Below are 16,341 nucleotides of genomic sequence, written 5' to 3'. Positions count from 1 at the left end.
ACTTTCAAATTTCGGATTCTTTCGCAAAATTCGAAACCGGGAGATCCTGAATGAAATTCGCTTATAAAATCCTTTTAATCGTATTCATACCTATCGTTTCCGCTTACGCCTGGAAAGGTGAGAAGTTCGAGAAAATATTAGCGGACTATAATATCGAATTCGAGCATAGCAAGAATTTTCAGCCCGTAAAAGTGAAGGAGAACCCGAATCTCCATTACGATTATGCCATTCGGCATAAAACGAAAAAATTAGAGATAAGATATTTTATCGGTCTTCCGGCTCCTAAGGTGGAAGGAGTCGATTTCGAAGCGATAGAATTATATAAAAAGCAGGCGTTGACCACGGCTGCAAACGTTTGTCAGTGCATGGATAAAATCCAAAGCAAAGAATTAACCGAAGAATTCGTGAAAATACAGAATGCGGACTGGGGTGCCAATTTCTTCGTGGATGCGACTTCCGATTTCGGAAAAGGATTCAAATATTCCATTATCACCGCCATTCATAAAAAGAAGTCCCCCGACCTTTACACGATATACTTGTACGACGATTATGAATCCGTAAAGGAGGCTATCGGCGACTCTCTTTTTAACTTGAGATACGCTCCGACTAAGTAGCTATCTTCGAGGAGGTAAATCCGTTAAAGTCCCTAAACTGGTTCGCTTTCGATTTTTTTCGAAAAGATCAGGTCGGGTGAAGGACCTTGGATCCTTCCTCTTCTTCGCAGTCTTCTTTCGCTAATCCCGAGTTTCGGTTCTTATCCGCATGCTTAAAGAAGAAGGCGAAACCGTTGATCAGGTCCACGATAGCGGGCACTTGAGCGATAGAGATCCCCACGTCTCCGTGAGAGATGAGGGGAGTCAGTACTAACTTGGAGGACTTTCTAGGCAGACCGTCCCGCATCGCGACCGCTTCTTGGGAGGGAACCACATTATCTCCGATTCCATGTACGATGGATACGGGAGAGCTTAAAAGAGAGAGTTTGTCTTTTACTTGGAGCTGGGTTAAAAAGGAACTTTCCTTACCCGCATTTTGAACGATTTGTTTCCAAACTTCCGTACGGAACGGTTTGTCCTCTCTCAGCCTTTCGAATAGTTCTCGATTTTTCGGTTGGATTCTTTCCAGCACTTTCGGAAGTTCCAAAGTTTCTCTGGAAAAGCTTCCGTCCAAAACGCAGGCCTTTAGCGCGTCTTCCAGCTCCGAATTTTCTTCTTTCAGATATAACTTTATAAAATTATAAAGTAGTATGATTCTTCCATATTCGTCCCCTTCTTCCGACGTCATCACGTAATCGAGGGTGGTTTCCACGTCGCAGTAAGCTCCGATGGTGAGAATGGAGGAGATTCGTTTTCCGATTTCCGGATCGGCTGCGGCAACGAGTCCCATGCTTCCCGAAAAAGAAGGAGCTAAGTAGGCGAGCTTTCCTTCCGGACAATATTTACGATCGGAGGAAACGGATCGAATCATCTCTTTGATTCTACCGATCGTTTCATGTCGGATCTTGAATTCTGTGACTTCTTTAAGAAGGGGAGATATCACCGTAAATCCGACCGCAGAGGCCGCCTTGCAGACCGCGGCGAATCTAGGATCGCGGTTCCCTAAATAGGCGAGTCCGTTTACCGCCAGGATGGTTCCCGAAGACGTGCCGTTAGGAGTATATAAAATGGCAGGGATTTCGGAATCTCCCGCAAGGATCCGAATTTCGGTCTCTTGGACCTGGGGAGGATTAGGGAGTTGGCAGAAGAGAGCGAATTTAGCCGCCTTCCAGAAATGTTTCATATTCGTATCCAAACCCGAAGACGTTAAGATCGGATAACATTTTTATGACGATTTAGATCGTAGCCTAATTCCCGTCCTAAATGCTTATGGATGCGACAGAATGGGGCCCTGTCCGGAATTTCAGGAATATGTGTTCCATTCATTCATTTTCAGATAACCAATATTCCGGTCTATCCATCTTCGAAAAGGTAAATTATTCTATGCAATTTGCCTAATATTCTTAACTTCCCGGAAAAAAGATAAATCACATTAGGGTATTTGCATGAAGTATAAAACGATCGGTGTCCAAGAGGGCTCCCTGAAATCGGAGAAAGTATTCACTAAAGAGGAGGTCGGTGTCCTACTGAACGCCGCCAGAACCAACGAAAATCATTATTTATGGCTCCGGCTTATCTATTCTTTCGGATTGCAGATCTCCGAATTGGTGGAGTTGAGGGTCGCGGATTTGGATTGGGAATCCAACCGGATTCGAATCCATAGTTCCCACAAATTAAGTTCCAGGAACCCGGAGATTCCGATCAGCCTAAGAAGGGACCTCTGGTTTGCCGCCCAGGGAAAGACGGCTGAGGAATTCCTCTGTGCCGGTAGGAAAGGTAGAATCCATCCTCGGACGGTCCAAAAGATGTTTTCTAAGTTAGGAGAATTGACCGGCATAGAAGTAAGCGTGGTCGGTCTTAGGAGGACCTTAGCAGCCCACTTATTCGAGGCGGGTTGGGATCCGGAAAGTATCCGGGAAAGGTTGGGTTTGTCCTCGAAGAAATCCCTGAGAGAATTAGTGGGGGTTTTGGATCGGGAATCCAAGGCTAAGATTTTTCCTTTGGAAGAAATCCAAGGATCGGCGGCTTAAGTGGTAAAGATTTTCCGGTTCCGGATGTTACTATAAATGGGAACCGGAAAAAATTCTTGTAAAACCCCATTTCCTAACTATTTTAGTCTACGGCGAACTTTCCGTTCCCCTTTTAATTCTAAAAAAGGAAATTTTCTTTGTCGGAAATTGATCTTAAGGATCGTCGCTTTGGAGCCTCGCTTGGAAATAAAGACTAAAAAAGTAGGGAAACATACCCTCGTACAATTAGACGGCAGGCTGGATATCACTCACTCCGACGAGGTAGAAGCAAAGCTTCTGGACGACGTCCAAGCCGGTCAGGGTGATATCGTTATCAATCTGCAAAACATCTCTTATATATCTTCTTCCGGGATTCGTATCTTCGTAGGTATGGTCCGCGAATTGGAAAAACAAAACCGTAAGTTGAAACTTTGCAGCATTACTCCTAACGTGAAAAAAGTTTTCGACGTCGTAGAGTTATTGGACTTGTTCGAAGTTTACGAGACGGAACAAGAAGCCCTCGCTACTTTAAAATAATCGAAAGGGGGCCTTGTTTTCCCATGGAGTCCCCGTCTTTCTCCCGTAATTCCGAGAAATATTCCGAACTGCTCGCCTTATTAGGCTTAACCCTTCTTTCGGTTCTTTACCTTCTTTTATTTAGAGTTTCCGGACTCGAATTTCCTCCTGTATGGCCGGACGAAGTATTATTCTATTCTCCGTCTTTGGATTTTGCGGTCCACGGAACCTTTCGAACGGATGTGTCGGAAGGTTTGATCCGCGGGATGGAATCCAAAACTCTTTGGATGCCTCCCGTTTTCTTTCTATCTAACGGAATCGTAATTTCGTTATTCGGAGAGGGATTAGAGACCGTTAGATTCTTTGCGGCGATACTGACTCTTGCAAACGTCTGGATCTTTTGGTTTTTACTCCGTTACTTCGACTTTTCTTTTCGAGCTAGATTAGGAGCCTGCTTACTCTTATTCACCGATATCCTTTTTCTGAGAGTGGGATGGACGGCGAGAATGGAGGCTCTCTGTCTTTTTTGGGCATTGCTTGCGTTATTCGTTCTTGCAAGAGGTATAGGAAGGGGATCTTCTCTCAGGCAATGGGAAACATTTCTTGCGGGGTTTCTTTTGGGACTCTCCTTTTTATCCCATCCATTCGGAGCTATTTTCGGGATCCCGGCTCTTTTTCTCATCCATCTAACCAAATCCTGGAAAGCGTGGATGTTTTGGTTGGGGGGAACGGTTCCCATTCTCGCTTGGGGAATTTGGATCCATCCGGATTGGGATATTTTTCTTTTCCAATTCGGAGCACAATTCGGAAGAAAGAAGGACTTATTCCAATCCTTTTCTCCTATTACTAAGATCAAAGTAATTCTGGGCGGATACGAAGGTCCCGGTTATAGACTATTCTTTTATCTGGCTTTGGCTTACGGTCTTTGGGTGGTTCGAGGGGAGATCAAGGATAAGCCTCGCTCGGCTTGGTTCTTCGGCTTTTGGACACTTTCCATCCTATTCTTCCTGATCTTATCCACGGAATATTATTATGTGATGTATCTATGTATTCCCTTATCCGCGCTGGGAGGTTTCTTCTTCGAAAGGATACGGAGTAGAAGGGTGCAGTCGATCGCAGCAATCCTAATCTTCAGCAATCTTGCCATTTTATTCAACGCGTACAGAAGAATAGGATTCGCGAATCCGGAATTCGATCTGGGAGAGAAATTTTACGAAACCCTTCGCCCGGAAATCAAAGGATCCAAGAAAATCTACCTGCAAGCCATCCCGGATCCTTATTTCCGCATACGAAAAGAAAATCCGAATATAAGGATATTAGAATTCATTCCGGGAGAATTGCCCATACCGAAAGAGGACTTCCTTTCCACTCTGGAAACCGTGGATACGTTCGTGTTCTCCGAGGGCCAAAAAAGAAACGAATTCGTACAGTCCTATCTGGATGAAAACCAATCCAAATTCAGAAAGACCAAGATTTTAGCCGAGCCTTCCACGATCCGGAAATTGGCAAGAGCGGAAGCCGAGATCTATCGCAGACGCTGATATGAAGGTTCTCTATCCGATTTCCTTCCTCGCATTTCTTTTAATAGGCTGTTATTCTCAAAACGATGCCGGCTCTCTTTCCGGATTATTGCCGGGGTCCGAACCGATTTCTGTAACAGTGTTAGGAGATTCTCTTTGTGAAAGGTCCCAAGGCTTCGGACTCAGAGAAGGACTAGGCTCGAATTTTGCGATTACCGAGGCCTGCGTTTCCTTAAGAGGGGCTGCGGACTGGTTGCCTGAGTTGAATTTGGCGCTTACCAATACGCCCAGATTGATTATCATCGAATTGGGATTGAACGATTTACTCTACCATCCGATCGCGCTCTTTCCGGATAATTATTCCGCGCTTCTTTCCGAGTTAGGATCCAGATCCAACGCGGTTCTTATGGTTACCGTCCTACCCATTCCCACCACAGTTTATCGTTCGGATATACAGAATATGAATCTTTTTCTAAAAGGTTTGGGCTCTAATCATCCATTGGCGGATATGGAAACTCCTTTCTTGGCGGCGGAGTCTCAGATAGAATTGTACCCCGTAACCGATCCGATCCATCCTACACCGGCGGGTTATGCGATCATGAAGACGGTATATATTTCCGCAGTCGCAAAATTATTCAACCTTCCGAGTCTTTGATCTTTTTGACTAGGTTTCGGTTGGATTCTTGTCTTAAGAGAGCGTTCTCGTATCTTCTTTTTTCCAACTCCGTTTCCGGATTCAGTCCCGGGATAGGACAGGGCCTTTTATTTTCATCCAGAGCCACGAAAGTGAGATAGGCGGTCGTAGCTCGAACGACCGTCCCCGTATAAGGATTTTCTTTGGATACCTGGACTCCTATTTCCAAGGAGGATCGCCCTACGTAATTCACCGAAGCCTTCAGGATCACATGGTCTCCGATGGAAATCGGTTCCAGAAAATTCAACTTGTCCACGCTTGCGGTCACTGCTTCCCGTCCGCAATGTCTTTGGGCTACCATGACCGCGATCAGGTCTATCCAAGACATGAGAGTGCCGCCGAATAATGTTCCGTAATGATTCGTATGATCGGGCATCACGATATGCCGAGTTTCGGCGGCGGAATCTCTGGGTGTTTTTATCTTTGTCTGTTCGTTCATTCGAGATTTGTCATACTCGGATCAGTAGCGACATTGTAGAATGAAGTCGTTAAAGACTTGAGCGATATAGATCTTTTCCTTAAAGGAAATCGCCGTGCTTCCCGCGGAAATCTGCTCTCCCGAATTGGAATAGATCTCGGTCGCGGTATCGTCGGGAGCTATGGAAAACACTTGGGTGGGAGAAGGGGAGTCCTTGTCCCGCACATGCTTCAGAAATTTCATCACCGATTTATGGGTCACGGCGAGTATTCTTCCTTTTTCGTCGATTTCCAGATTGTCGGGACCGCTATCCAGAAAAATCGATTTAGGTTCTCCTAATGTGATTTTTCCCCCCTCTCTTTGGACCGGAAATTTGAGAACGCTACCTTCGTTGAATGCGGAGCGATAGAGATACTCCTTTCCGTCTTCCCGTTTTACGAATAGGATTCCGTTTCCCAGGGAAATTGGATTTCCCAGAGAGACCCAGGATTTTCCGTTGTAATATGCGATCTCGGATCTCTTCATCCTGAACATGTCGTGAAAAAGATAGGTCATGAACCCTCCTTTTCCGTGATCGTTAGAGACGAAGATTTCGTTTTCCGAAACCACGGACAGATCGTTCGGACTGGTAATCACATCGTCCTTCAACGTTTGGACATGTTTCCATTTTCCGAATTTCGACTTGGGAGAAGGCTTTTCCGTTCTTTCGAAGACTTCTACGGAATGCTCCTGGTAAGGAACGATATGGGAGATTACATAAAGTTTATATTTGCCGTTCTTATTCAGAAGGCTCATTCCATGAGGGCGGAAATTTTTCGGATAATCCGTATCCAAAAGTTTAGGCTCCAGTGCGGAGGAATTCAGATCGATGGAATACAATTTGCCTTCGCTGTCCTCGATCCTTCTGTCGTGAGAGGAGATAAAAAGGGTTCCGGACTCCCTATCGATTGCCAGATCCTCCGGGCCGGGCATTCCGGAAATCTTGGAACAATTTTGGAGAGGGATGTCCTTCACTTCTCCGGAACAACCGGCTAGAAAAGCGATTAGAACAATTATAAAAGATAGGAAAATAGATGCTCGCATGGGCCCAAAGATCTGCCCTAAATCCGGCACTGGCAATCTAGTTTCCTAGAATGAGGGCATTTTTATTCTTGCTATTTTTGTGCAGTGCATAAAAGTGGAATCAAAAGGAAGAAACTGCATGGATAACCAGAAGCTAAACGATCTTGTAAACGCTGGAATCGGCGCGGTCCAAACTTCGAAAGAGATTTTCGACAAACTTCTCCAGGATCTGAACGACGGGAAGGAAAAGGTCGAAAAGAGATTCGATGAACTCAAATCCCAGGGAGAAAAGGATCTGAGCGAAAGCGCTCTGAAATTCAAAGTACCTTTGGCATGGGGAATCGTGAAATTCGAGGAAATTCGCGAAAACATCCTCAAACAATTCCTAAAGAAATAAGATTTTCTTTTTTCGGATCCTCGCGGCTATGAAATACGTACGAAGGTCGCCGGCTCCGAAACGTATTCCTTTCTCTCGGGAAATTTTTCCCATTCTCTCCCTTCTTCTTTTCATCATTTCGATTTCGGCGCGGGCCGAGTCCGACAAGGTTTCCTCCGGTTTGCGGGAACTACTTCTTTCCAGTAGATTCAAGGCAGGACAAAAGGAAAGGTTTTCCGTCTCGATTTCGGGAGATCGCGGATTATTGAATAAGGATTATTCTCCTGCATCGACTTTTAAGACTTATTTGGCCTTGGCCTTATTGGAACAAGCCGGAGATAAAACGAAAGAACGAGTAGAATGTTCCGACAAGCATGTTCCGTCCTCCCCCCGCGGTTTGGATTTACGGGAGGCTTTATTCTATTCTTCTAATGAATACTTCGAAAAGATTTTCCCCGAGCTGGGAAAGGAAAAGCTGCACTCGGTTTTACAGAAGATAGGATACCTTCCTAAGAGTAAATTCTCCGTTTCGGATTGGTGGACCGATATGGACGGCCTAAAACACGGAGGGAGGATCCGCAAGACCCCGGAAGAAATTCACGGATTCTGGGCGGGGATTTTCCAAGACGGCTTCGGGCTTTCCGATCGTCTCGTGTCCGACTGGAAGGAAGTTCTCGTTTGGTCCGATTGTCCCGATAAGAAAGCAGTCGTTTACGGTAAGACGGGATCTTGGGAGTCGAGCTTTTGGTTTCAAGGAAGTCTATACTCCAAGGACTCTAAAGATTATGTCATCTACACGATTCTTCAGAGAGGAGAGAAAGCTTCAAGAACGGGAACGATCCGTAGATTTTACGAATTGGTAGGCTGCGAAATGCCTAGTTTGGATTGAGGGAGGGGAAAGTCGGAGTTTAGAAGTTAGAGAACTCGGAGTGACTGGATTCGAACCAGCGACCCCTTCCCCCCCAGAGAAGTGCGCTACCACTGCGCTACACCCCGGTTCTCTTGTAGGATGATTTTTCGAAGTTGCCGCGACTGTAAACCGGTTTTTCTCAGCAGAGAAAATCCGGAGATACGAACCAAATGATTTGTCCGCCTTGGAATTTCTCTCTCGGAATATTCACCGCAAGAGCGGAGCCTGGAGTGAATAAAAAGGATTTTCCCACTCCCGAGATCCCTAATAGATTTTCCGAAAAAATACTTACATCGGGACTGTGACCTACTAGAAGAATCGCATCCGAGTTGGAATTGTCTTTGAGAAGAGGGCAGATCCGAAGATAATCCTCTCCCGGTAAAAGATACTCTATGGATTCGGTTTCCAATTCGGGTTTGAGAATTCGGGAGTAGATTTCCGCCGTAGCCTTGGTTCTGAGATACGGGCTATGATAGATTTTTTTGATCTTGAATCCCGTCTGAAAGAAACGAGCCATCTTTTCGACGTCCGCCTCACCTTTGGGACTAAGTATGCGGGAGGAGTCCTGACCGTCCGGAGAATTAGGGATGGCTTCTCCGTGCCTTGCAATAATAATTTTCATCGAATTAACGAGGACGCTTCTCTATTATATATCTGCATCGTCGAGGGATGAAACCGTTTTTATAAAATTAAATCTCAAGCGACGTTTCGAGACAAGCTCTTATAAAAAGGATTGCCTGGAAATCCTAGGGAACTATCGTTCTCGGCACCTGGTCTAAGGATTTTCGAATGCCTGAATTTGCAATTGAAATAGAAAACCTACGTAAAAATTATCCCCGAGTACAAGCCCTTAAAGGAGTGAGCCTCCAAGTTCCTAAAGGAGGAGTCTTCGGGCTTCTAGGACAGAATGGTGCCGGTAAAACCACCTTAGTCAGAATTCTTCTCGGCTTTTCCAAACAAACGGACGGCGACTGCGAGGTATTGGGTTTAAGACCTTCTCCTCGGACCCGAGCCAAGATAGGCTATCTTCCGGAAAGAATGGCTGTGCCGGCTTACTTATCCGGAAAAGAATTCCTGGAAGCTAGTTTTAAATTGGCTCTTTTACCTTCTTCCCTAGCGAAATCCAGAAGTAAGGAATTATTGGAAAAGCTAGGACTTGCCTCGGCGGCGGATCGTAAAGTCTCCACTTATTCCAAAGGAATGTTACAAAGATTGGGACTCGCAAACGCGTTAGGCGGCGAGCCCGAACTGCTTTTGTTGGACGAACCGGGAACCGGTCTGGATCCTGCGGGCTACAAGGAGTTTCGGGATTTGATCCTGGAGGAAAACGCGAAACGAGGAGTGACCATTCTTATCAACTCCCATCGTTTATTGGAAGTGGAGCAGATCTGTACCGAAGTGGGAATCCTGCATAAGGGCAAGATTATGGCTCACGGCAAATTGGACGAACTCCGCCAGGGTAAGGACAGGCTTCGTATCAAATTAGAAGGGGATCTGGATTCGTATTTAAAGGAGATTTCCGCAGAGTACAAGCAATCCGGAAAAGAATGGGAACTGCTTCCTAAGCCGGGCACGGATCTTAGAAGACTTCCCGCCGAACTTGTGGAAAGAGGTGCCGATATTTTGCTCTATGAAAAAAGGACCGAATCCTTGGAAGAGGTATTTTTCCGCCTCACCCAAGGCACCGATGCGGATCGGAATACAGAAGCAGGAGAAAAGAATTGAATCCCTCATCCGGAAACTCCTTCGTATTTTTCGTCAAAACGTATTTTCAACAGCTTCCCACTCTCATCCGTCTGACTCTAGTCCAGGTGGCTCGGAGAAAGGCTCTCTATTTTCTTTTCTCTCTCCTCTTAGTTTTTCTAATGGGAGAAAGATTCTGCTCCATGACCGTGGGGAGCGAGTCCACACAGGGTGTTCCGGCCTCGTTCTATTTTACGATCACTTCTCTTTGGGTCACCGTTTTTCTGATCATCATCGGTTCCGACCTTCTCAGACAGGATATAGATTCTCAGGTTTTGGTTCTTTGGCTGAGTCGTCCCTTAGATCCGGCGGTATATTTGGCCGGCAAAGCGGTGGCGTTGCTTCTGATCATGTTGGTCTTTGTCCTAGCGGTGTTCGGTGTGCAGAGTTGGTTCGCTTTGGAAATTCCGTGGGACTTCCTACTGTATCAGGGCGCGATGTTTCTTGTTTACGGATTCTTTCTGCTGCTCGCTTTCCAGATTACGTTATCTTCTAATCAGACTCTTTCCATACTTTTCTGTTTCGGTCTATTGCTTGTAACCTCCATGTTGGACAAGGTGGTGTATATGGGGCTTGTAGACAAGAGCCCCTCCGTTAGCGAGACCCAGAGATGGATCGTCGAAGCGATCTATTGGATTCTGCCCCAGGTAGGGACGATTTACCACCACTCAAGCGGTCTATTCGAAGGAAAGAATGAAGGCTATCTGTCCTACGGACCGTATTCTTTTCTGCAAGTGATCGTTTGGGCCGGTATTTTAAAAATCGGGCTTTGGTGGACGACTCGCCGTCGGGAGATTTAAACGACTTAGGCGGAGAGGGAGACAATCTAGGGTTGACAAAACCTCCTCAAGAGTAGGATATAGCTGGCCTTCCGCCGAGCGAAAATGAATATAAATTGGTACCATTTCGAAAAGGAAGGATACTATCTAAGCGTTCGGAACGTAAATGAACGCATCGAAAAGCTAAATCCTCTCTACATTCGTTTTACTACCCTAAATAAGAACGTAGACAAATTAATGAGCGTTCTACTCGACCGATATCTGGTCTACCTGGACGCCATCTCCCTGAAAGAATCCGTGTTCTCCATTTTGAGAGAAAGCGCGATGAACGCGGTAAAAGCCAATTCCAAGCGGATTTTCTTCGCGGAAAATAATCTGAATATCTCCAATCCCGACGATTACACTCGGGGGATGGAGAATTTCAAAAAGGAAATGATCAAGGATAAGGAAAGATACGCGGCTCTTCTGGAAAAGGTTAAATTTCACTGCCTGATCACCTTGGCTTTCAATCGTACCAGTTTTCTGATGAGAGTGTCGAATAACGCTCCGATCATAGCCGAAGAATTAAAAAGGGTGGAGAATCGGATAGGAAAGAGTCGTGAATACAACGACTTAGGCGAGGTATTCGCGGACCATGCGGACGACTCCGAAGGCGCCGGTTTGGGGCTGGCCATGTCCCTCCTTATGCTTAAGAACGAAGGGATAGACGCAGATTGTTATAAGCTCAGGGCGGAAGACGGAGTCACCTCGGCATATATTAAGATTCCCTTGGACTTCAAGCATAGGAACGCATCTTACCAGAGAACCGTTGAGATTATTGCGGAGATAGATAAACTTCCCACTTTTCCGGAAAATCTGAATCAGATCATGAGTCTGATCAATAAACCGGATTCCTCTATCCAGCAAATCACGGAGTCGGTGGCCAGGGATGTTTCCCTTTCCACCAATATCCTAAAATTGGCGAATTCCGCCTCCTTTGCTCAGGGCAGAAAGATAGAAACTCTGGACGACGCGATTAAACTGATCGGTCTATCAGAATTAAATAATATTCTTCTCAGTCTTGGAACCAAGAAGATCCTGGAAGAAAGATACAAGGAGTTCGAGCAGATCTGGGAAATGTCCAGTCTTTCCGCATATATCTGTCGTCGACTTGGGGAAAGAATGGGATGGAAGAAGACCTTTCTAACCAATCTGGTTTGCGCCGCTCTTCTGCATAATATCGGTCTAGTGCTTCTTCTTTCCTTGGAAGGGGATACGATCGCAAAATTGACCGATATTTCGGGCAAGAAACTGCTTCCGTCCACTTTAGGACTCGAGGAAGCAGCTTTAGGAATCACTCATACCTCTTTGGGCGGAATGATCTGCGAGAAATGGAATTTTTCGGATTCGATACGAGTGGCAGCGGAATACCATCACAGACCTCTTATGGCCAAGAAGGAATCCAGGGATATCGTATTTTCCGTTTATTTATCCGATTGGATCATAGATTGCAACGAAGGAAAAGCGGATCCTGCCGCAATCCATTGGGAAGTACTTCAATATTTCGGATTCAAGAAAGACGAAGAATGGTTGGAGTTCGGAAAGAAAGTCATCCAAGAATACAAGTCTTTCCAAAGACAAACCTGAAAAGGCTTTACAGGGAATTTTCCCTTTTTCAGTATTGGAAGAAAGCCGCATATGATTGCCTAATCGCCTTGTAACCCAATTCTTTGGAGCCTCTCCTCGAGGCAGGACCGTTTGAGGTCTTAAGTTACGTATGCCCGAATATTCGGGCGGGCCAAAATCAATGAACGAAAGACAAGTATCGGATCGATCCGTTTGGGACGGAGATCGCGAATCCGAATTGGAAAAAATTTCCAAATCTTTGGGGCTAGATTCTCCCATGCCGGGAAGAGTCATAGGCGAGCAGGGTCAAGAATTCAGATTGCAACTTCCTTCGGAAGAAGGAACCGGAATTTTAACCGGAGCTTTACGATTCGGAGCGGAATCCGCTTTGGATTATCCTATTGCGGGAGATTGGGTCATTGCAACTCGATTGGAGAAGGACCAGTTTTTGATCCATTCTCTTTTGCAAAGAAGGAGCTTACTCGTTAGGAAATCCAAGGGAGAACTCCTTACTCCCGATCCCATTTGTGCGAATATGGATCGTATCTTTCTCATCCAGGGATTGGACGGCGATTTCCAACCCAGGCGATTGGAAAGAACTCTGGTCCAAATCTGGGAAAGCGGTGCGGCTCCGATCATTCTACTCACTAAGGCGGATTTGTATTCGGAGAGAAAATCCGAATTAGAGGAGAAGATTCGAACGGTAAGGGAATCCGCTCCCGGCGTTTCAGTACATTCTATTTCCGTGTATGAAGGAATCGGAATGAAAGAGCTATCCGAATATTGGAAAGAGGGAACTACTTCGGCCTTTATTGGATCCTCAGGGGCGGGAAAATCCTCGCTCTTGAATCTATTGGTCGGAGAAGACGTTCGTAGCGTGAAGGACGTCCGGGAATCGGATTCCAGAGGAAAGCATACTACGAGTAATCGGTGGATGTTCCGTTTGGGTTCGGGGGCTTGGATACTGGATACTCCGGGGATGAGAGAGATACAACTCTGGTCCGACGGATCCGGATTAGAGGATACGTTTCCCGAAATCTACGAAGCTGCGAAGCATTGTAGGTTTCAGGATTGCTCTCATATTTCCGAACCGGATTGCGGAGTTAAATTGGCGATCGATTCGGGAAAGATTTCGGAGGAACGATTCAAAAGTTATCTGAAATTGAAAAGGGAATTGCAAAGGAGCGCGAACCTTGCCGTTTCGAATTCTATTGAATCCAGAGCCGAAAAAGCCAAATGGAAATCCATTCATAAGGAACAGAAAAGGATGCAGAAGCAAAGAGAAAACGAAAGGTATCGCTGATCTATAAAGGAAATCGAAAACTCTCTGCCGCTCTGTAAAAATCCTCCGGTTTCAGTTCTTCCGGGCGTTTGTCCAACGAAATAGCGGCGGAGTCGACGGATTCCCGTAGTAGGTTACGAACCGATTCCTCGCCGAAACCGAAGGGTAATCCTTCGGGATAAAAGGAGAGGAGAGGGGCTTCTTTGAGAGAGGAGCCTATCTTCTTTCTTTTTCCCCAGAAAAGGATCCTACAAATCATTTCCAAGATTCGGAAATGTCTTTTGTCTAGGAAACGAGGGTTTGCCTCGTAGGATAGCACGCTCGAGTCCACGTTGGGGCTGGGATAAAAAGAACCTGCCTTAATCGTTTTACGATTTTGGAAACCGCCGTACGCCCCCGCATAGACGGATAAAGAGGAGATTTCCTTGGTGATTCTTTGCGCGAATTCCTTTTGTACCAGAAAGACGGCACCCAGTAGTCCTTCCAATTTTTCGAGAGAAAGAAGAATCAGTTCGGAAGTGATATAATAGGGAAGATTTCCGAATAAAAAACATTTCTCCCGAATGGAAGAGGTAAGAGTCTCTCTTGCGTCTCCCGATACGATTTCGGCCTCGGGTAGGAATTCCTTCAACCATGCGGAATATACGGGATCTATTTCGAAAAGTTTCAGCTTTTTTCCCTGCGCGGCCAGAACGTGAGATAGGGCTCCCAATCCTGGGCCGATTTCCAATAGTATATCCGATTTTTTTAATAAATCCGGATTTGCGCTTTGGAATAAGGAACGAACGGCGTTGGGGTCGATGAGGAAATTCTGGCCCCATTTCTTAAGAGGGGCCGAAGAACGTTCCGTTAGGAATTCCCGAATCGCAGTCGGCTTATAAAACGGGTATTCGGGGGAGCTCATCCCCTCCAAGAAACTCCCAGCCGGGGCCGATTCCAAGTCGTTTTCGTAAAAGGTTCCACTCCCAAGGATCCTCCTTTTTGCCGAAGCGGGATATCAACAGAATTAGGCCGTTTCCTTGTTTCGTTCTCCGCGGTAAATCGGTCAGAGAATCCTTTCCGACTTCGAATCGGATCATCTTTCTTTCCGGAAACGGAAGTCCGAATTCCGCACGTTTAGGGACCTGCATCCAGCCTTGGGACTCCCAATCCTTAGGAAGTCTTCCTCCTCCGAATTTTAGGGAGATCGATTTTCTTTTTCCTAAGCAACGAAGCACCCATTCTAGACAGGTCTCATGCTCTATATAGATTTCATGAATAGAATCCCTACCCCCGCAAAATAAGTCCGGGTCCTTTCCGATGGATCTATATAAGAATTTACCGCTGTACTTGCATTTACCTACGATACTCAGCGAATGATCCGATTCGACGATAAAACTGAATTTGTCCCCGAAGAAGACAGGCGGCTTATTCTGCCAATCCGAAGAATATGCCAAAAGGAAATGAAGTCCTACGCAAATGAATAAGCCTAAGATCCAGGCATGATGGCTTATGAGGTCCATCGGAAACTTTTTCGACACGTTTTTTCCGCTTAGATCCAAAGGTCGTACATTCTCCGAGTTTCTGCGGGATAATTTCCAGAGAACGAGAAATAGGATCAGAAAAATCCAGATTGCGAGAGCGAAAGATTTCGCGTTTCCTCTATAATATCTGGGAAGGCTCCAATCCGAATCCGCCCAGAATACGGTGGTGAATTCCAGGAATTCCAGAATCTTAGTAACGATAAACCATAAAAATTTCGTAATGCTTAAGGGGAGGAATATCTGTAATACCAAGGAAAGATAAAGTAAGGGAAGTAATATACCGCTGAGAGGCACTAATATGAAATTGAGTCCCAAGGATCCGAAGCTATAGGTACCGAAAAAGAACACCAGCGTAGGAAGAGTCCCTAACCCTGCGGAGGTCGAAACTAGGATATTCTCTTTTAGAAAAATAAGGATTTTCGTCCTTAGACCGTTCTCCTCCGAAACTTTCGGAAAGCATACTTCCAAGCAAGGCAGTAGTAGTAGAATGGAGGTTACAGCTCCGAAAGAGAGGAGGAAAGAGACTCCGAAAGCCCGGCTCGGATCCCAGAGGTATAAAATTCCCGCGGAGCCTATCAGTAAATCCGAGGATCTGGATTTACGGAAAAAGACGGTTTGGACCAGAAGCCAAGAAGAAAAGACCCAGGCTCTCGCTAAGGATACCGGAAATCCGAGTGCGGCCAAATATAAGAATCCGAATATTACGGGGAGGAATCTCGGGATATAATATCCCAAGAAAGGAATCCTTTGAAAAAGAAAGAAAAGGCAAGCGAGTAGGATGCCCAGATGCAAACCGGACGCGGCGAATAAATGTAGTATCCCTCCTTCTCTCGCGTCTTCTTTGAATTCGCGGCTGAGATTCTTCGCGTCTCCTAAGACCAACCCTAAGGAAATCTCTTTTGCCTGTCCTCGTATTTCCGCTTCCCGCAGCAGCCCTTCTACTCGTATGGAAAACTCCTTTTTCCAGCTCTGTGATTCGGAAAGGAAGGGTGCGGTTCTTTTAGTGTATCCACCGCAAACAAGAAAGAAGAATAGAACGGTTCCCCAGGAAAGAGCAGTAAGCTTTCGATTCCTGCGGAATCTAAACCCGGAGAGTATTATATAAATAGAATGCAATGACACCCATAACAGAGTGCCGTCCGGTAGGAAGGACTCGAAAAAGACCCCTAAGAGTAGTCCGAGATTGAAAAAGGAAAAAAGGGAGCAGGGGATCCAGTCCCTGTAGGTTTCTTCTAGGATTTTTCCCATGGGGAATCCGTTTCCCCAGGAAGGCTTTTCGATTACGGAATTTTTGTTCCTTTTTAAGAAAGA

The 16,341-nt window shown here is 45.8% G+C and carries 17 protein-coding genes and 1 tRNA gene; 11 read left to right on the top strand and 7 right to left on the bottom strand.

Annotated elements, in window-relative coordinates; translation table 11 throughout:
- Positions 1-50 precede the first annotated feature (50 nt).
- Complete coding sequence (locus tag LEP1GSC061_RS13390) at positions 51-614, top strand: hypothetical protein (protein ID WP_016545972.1); 564 nt, start codon at positions 51-53, stop codon at positions 612-614.
- A 67-nt stretch (positions 615-681) separates the two neighbouring features.
- On the opposite strand, the gene LEP1GSC061_RS13385 is transcribed toward LEP1GSC061_RS13390, so the two are convergent.
- Complete coding sequence (locus LEP1GSC061_RS13385; RefSeq protein ID WP_016546289.1) at positions 682-1,776, bottom strand: hypothetical protein; 1,095 nt, start codon at positions 1,774-1,776, stop codon at positions 682-684.
- Between the two features lie 262 nt (positions 1,777-2,038).
- On the opposite strand from LEP1GSC061_RS13385, the gene LEP1GSC061_RS13380 reads away from it, so the two are divergent.
- The 4 genes from LEP1GSC061_RS13380 to LEP1GSC061_RS13365 all read left to right on the top strand — a co-directional run bounded on the left by LEP1GSC061_RS13380 (position 2,039) and on the right by LEP1GSC061_RS13365 (position 5,293).
- Positions 2,039-2,623 carry a tyrosine-type recombinase/integrase gene (locus tag LEP1GSC061_RS13380; RefSeq protein WP_016546533.1) on the top strand — a complete coding sequence of 195 codons (585 nt, stop codon included), beginning with the start codon at positions 2,039-2,041 and terminating at the stop codon, positions 2,621-2,623.
- A 180-nt stretch (positions 2,624-2,803) separates the two neighbouring features.
- Positions 2,804-3,139 (top strand): STAS domain-containing protein, encoded by a 336-nt coding sequence (locus tag LEP1GSC061_RS13375; RefSeq protein ID WP_040509148.1) that lies wholly within the window; start codon positions 2,804-2,806, stop codon positions 3,137-3,139.
- A gap of 23 nt (positions 3,140-3,162) precedes the next feature.
- Positions 3,163-4,659 carry an ArnT family glycosyltransferase gene (locus tag LEP1GSC061_RS13370; protein ID WP_016546743.1) on the top strand — a complete coding sequence of 499 codons (1,497 nt, stop codon included), beginning with the start codon at positions 3,163-3,165 and terminating at the stop codon, positions 4,657-4,659.
- Position 4,660: 1 nt separating this feature from the next.
- Positions 4,661-5,293 carry an SGNH/GDSL hydrolase family protein gene (locus tag LEP1GSC061_RS13365; protein ID WP_016546478.1) on the top strand — a complete coding sequence of 211 codons (633 nt, stop codon included), beginning with the start codon at positions 4,661-4,663 and terminating at the stop codon, positions 5,291-5,293.
- Here LEP1GSC061_RS13365 and LEP1GSC061_RS13360 read toward each other — a convergent pair.
- Positions 5,274-5,771, bottom strand: coding sequence for an acyl-CoA thioesterase (locus tag LEP1GSC061_RS13360; protein WP_040508844.1), 498 nt, complete (start codon positions 5,769-5,771; stop codon positions 5,274-5,276). The genes LEP1GSC061_RS13365 and LEP1GSC061_RS13360 overlap by 20 nt on opposite strands.
- 21 nt (positions 5,772-5,792) lie before the next feature.
- Complete coding sequence (locus LEP1GSC061_RS13355) at positions 5,793-6,833, bottom strand: arylesterase (protein WP_040508841.1); 1,041 nt, start codon at positions 6,831-6,833, stop codon at positions 5,793-5,795.
- 118 nt (positions 6,834-6,951) lie between these two features.
- Here LEP1GSC061_RS13355 and LEP1GSC061_RS13350 point away from each other — a divergent pair, with 118 nt between their 5' ends.
- Positions 6,952-7,209: an LIMLP_16025 family protein gene (locus LEP1GSC061_RS13350; RefSeq protein WP_016546230.1), complete on the top strand. Its 258-nt coding sequence runs from the start codon at positions 6,952-6,954 to the stop codon at positions 7,207-7,209.
- Between the two features lie 28 nt (positions 7,210-7,237).
- Positions 7,238-8,077, top strand: a complete 840-nt coding sequence (locus tag LEP1GSC061_RS13345) for a penicillin-binding transpeptidase domain-containing protein (RefSeq protein WP_016546228.1) — start codon at positions 7,238-7,240, stop codon at positions 8,075-8,077.
- Positions 8,078-8,112: 35 nt separating this feature from the next.
- Here LEP1GSC061_RS13345 and LEP1GSC061_RS13340 read toward each other — a convergent pair.
- Together LEP1GSC061_RS13340 and sixA are read right to left on the bottom strand one after the other, a co-directional pair.
- Positions 8,113-8,184 (bottom strand) — tRNA-Pro (locus LEP1GSC061_RS13340).
- A 53-nt stretch (positions 8,185-8,237) separates the two neighbouring features.
- Entirely contained in the window at positions 8,238-8,720 is a 483-nt protein-coding gene (sixA, locus tag LEP1GSC061_RS13335) for a phosphohistidine phosphatase SixA (protein WP_016546369.1), read from the bottom strand.
- Positions 8,721-8,887: 167 nt separating this feature from the next.
- Here sixA and LEP1GSC061_RS13330 point away from each other — a divergent pair, with 167 nt between their 5' ends.
- From LEP1GSC061_RS13330 to rsgA, 4 genes are all read left to right on the top strand, one after another.
- The gene (locus LEP1GSC061_RS13330; RefSeq protein ID WP_016546486.1) at positions 8,888-9,823 is read left to right on the top strand and encodes an ABC transporter ATP-binding protein; all 936 of its coding nucleotides are present in this window, start codon (positions 8,888-8,890) and stop codon (positions 9,821-9,823) included.
- Entirely contained in the window at positions 9,820-10,641 is an 822-nt protein-coding gene (locus LEP1GSC061_RS13325; RefSeq protein ID WP_016546622.1) for an ABC transporter permease, read from the top strand. Before LEP1GSC061_RS13330 ends, LEP1GSC061_RS13325 begins: the two co-directional genes overlap by 4 nt.
- An 84-nt stretch (positions 10,642-10,725) precedes the next feature.
- On the top strand, positions 10,726-12,246 hold the full coding sequence (locus tag LEP1GSC061_RS13320) for an HDOD domain-containing protein (RefSeq protein WP_016546594.1): 1,521 nt from the start codon (positions 10,726-10,728) through the stop codon (positions 12,244-12,246).
- A gap of 160 nt (positions 12,247-12,406) precedes the next feature.
- Entirely contained in the window at positions 12,407-13,528 is a 1,122-nt protein-coding gene (rsgA, locus tag LEP1GSC061_RS13315; protein WP_040508839.1) for a ribosome small subunit-dependent GTPase A, read from the top strand.
- A 1-nt stretch (position 13,529) separates the two neighbouring features.
- Here the strand turns inward: rsgA and rsmA are convergent, their stop codons facing one another.
- Both rsmA and LEP1GSC061_RS13305 read right to left on the bottom strand, forming a co-directional pair.
- Complete coding sequence (rsmA, locus tag LEP1GSC061_RS13310) at positions 13,530-14,411, bottom strand: 16S rRNA (adenine(1518)-N(6)/adenine(1519)-N(6))-dimethyltransferase RsmA (protein ID WP_016546303.1); 882 nt, start codon at positions 14,409-14,411, stop codon at positions 13,530-13,532.
- Positions 14,383-16,278, bottom strand: coding sequence for a ComEC/Rec2 family competence protein (locus tag LEP1GSC061_RS13305; RefSeq protein ID WP_016546044.1), 1,896 nt, complete (start codon positions 16,276-16,278; stop codon positions 14,383-14,385). The genes rsmA and LEP1GSC061_RS13305 overlap by 29 nt, the downstream gene beginning before the upstream one ends.
- Positions 16,279-16,341: the final 63 nt, after the last annotated feature.

Origin of the sequence: Leptospira wolffii serovar Khorat str. Khorat-H2, from assembly GCF_000306115.2 — a bacterium.
Classification (GTDB): domain Bacteria; phylum Spirochaetota; class Leptospiria; order Leptospirales; family Leptospiraceae; genus Leptospira_B; species Leptospira_B wolffii.
Note: the sequence above shows the minus strand (reverse complement) of the source record. Positions and strands in the feature narration are given on the sequence as shown.